Here is a 1275-nt window from a genome sequence, read left to right on the forward strand (position 1 = left end):
GACCAGGCCGGGCTCGACCACGTCGCCGACGAACTCAACGGAAGACCCCGCATGACCTTGGGCTGGGCCAACCCAGCTGCAAAAATGGCTGAGCTAGTCGGTGTTGCAACCACCAGTTGAGTTCGCCAGTTCCTGCGGCTGGGTGCCGTGGCGGACCCGCCGACGTGCTGCGCGGCCGGGGTGTCGTGGTGACGCCCCGGCCGGTGCCGGTCGGTTACTTGCTGGCCGTCGGCCAGGTCGGTGATCGCGCTGGCGGTGCGGATGTACTTGCTATGGCCCAGGCACCGATGGTCTGGATGGTGAAGGGCCTTTCGCGAGGGCTTGAGCGTCGGCAGACACCGGCGAGGGCATCCACCGCGGCGTCGATGAGGGTGTGCAGGTCCTGCTGCTCGTACTTCCTGTCGAGCGGCTTGTCGAGCTTGGCGCCGACGGTCATGTCGTTCTCTTGTATGGGGCTACCTACCTGCATGCATTCCGGCCCACCGGGGGCCGCCTGGGCCGGGACACATAGCGGCGGCGCCCCGGTGAGGTATGACCTCGAGGAGGGCGCCGCGCGGGTCACTCTTCTACGTCCCCGCTGTCTTCGTCGTCGAAGACCTCGTCGATGACTTCACCGGCGACGTAGCCGCCCACCAGGCCGGCGCCGGCGCCGGCGACCGCAGCTGCGGCGCCGAACCCGCCCCCGCCGTGCCCGTGGTGCCCGCCGTGCCCGTGGTGCGGTGCGCCGTAGCCGGGGTGGTGGGTTGGCGAAGGTCGCCGCGTGCGGCAGCACGGCCTGCTGCAGCCAGGCGTCGATCTGGGCGGCCCAGTCGGTGTGTTCGGCGCCGGTGTGTGGGACTTGGAGGTGGCCGGAGGTGTGGTGGCCTGCGGTGAACAGCCCGCCGCGTTTGTCGGTTTCCAGGATGACGTCGAGGCCGTGGGGTTGGCGACGAAGGTGACTTCCAGTTCGGTGCAGGCGTGCGCGTACTGTGGTGCGGCGTAGAACTCGATTTGCTGGTAGGAGGGCAGGGTCAGTGGCACGGCGCGCAGGTGGCCGGGCCCGCGCCTTATCGGCCGAGCTATGTTGACGTCGCCGGACCCCTGCCAGGACTGGTCAGCCGAGGGTGACGTTGAAGATCGGGTTGGCCGCCAGGGTCCGGAACGCGGCGAGGTTGGCCTTGGTGCCGTCGATGCTGATGTCGCGGTCGCCCTGGTCGTCCTGCTTGGTGTCGAAGTAGACGATCGCCTTGATGTTCGGGCGCTTGGCCAGCTCCGGGAGCACGCTGCGGAAGCCGG

The 1275-nt window shown here is 69.0% G+C and carries 2 protein-coding genes and 2 pseudogenes; 1 reads left to right on the forward strand and 3 read right to left on the reverse strand.

Going from position 1 to position 1275, the window contains the following annotated elements; all coding sequences use genetic code 11:
* Window positions 1-120: pseudogene (locus tag LDL48_RS45345) on the forward strand (IS30 family transposase); the annotation flags it as partial.
* Between the two features lie 94 nt (window positions 121-214).
* Here LDL48_RS45345 and LDL48_RS43180 read toward each other — a convergent pair.
* The 3 genes and pseudogenes from LDL48_RS43180 to LDL48_RS43190 all read right to left on the reverse strand — a co-directional run.
* Entirely contained in the window at window positions 215-436 is a 222-nt protein-coding gene (locus tag LDL48_RS43180) for a hypothetical protein (protein ID WP_225261004.1), read from the reverse strand.
* Between the two features lie 122 nt (window positions 437-558).
* A complete protein-coding gene (locus tag LDL48_RS45350; RefSeq protein WP_225261005.1) occupies window positions 559-1020 on the reverse strand; it encodes a sporulation protein in 462 nt (153 codons plus the stop codon).
* Between the two features lie 73 nt (window positions 1021-1093).
* Window positions 1094-1275 (reverse strand): annotated as a pseudogene (locus tag LDL48_RS43190) (CBM96 family carbohydrate-binding protein); the annotation flags it as partial.

The sequence above is a fragment of the Jidongwangia harbinensis genome, assembly GCF_020216025.1.
GTDB lineage: Bacteria > Actinomycetota > Actinomycetes > Mycobacteriales > Micromonosporaceae > Actinoplanes > Actinoplanes harbinensis.

Bases quoted from the DNA above. Each gene is read 5' to 3' on its own strand.
- LDL48_RS43180 (WP_225261004.1), bottom strand. From the start codon at position 436: ATGACCGTCGGCGCCAAGCTCGACAAGCCGCTCGACAGGAAGTACGAG.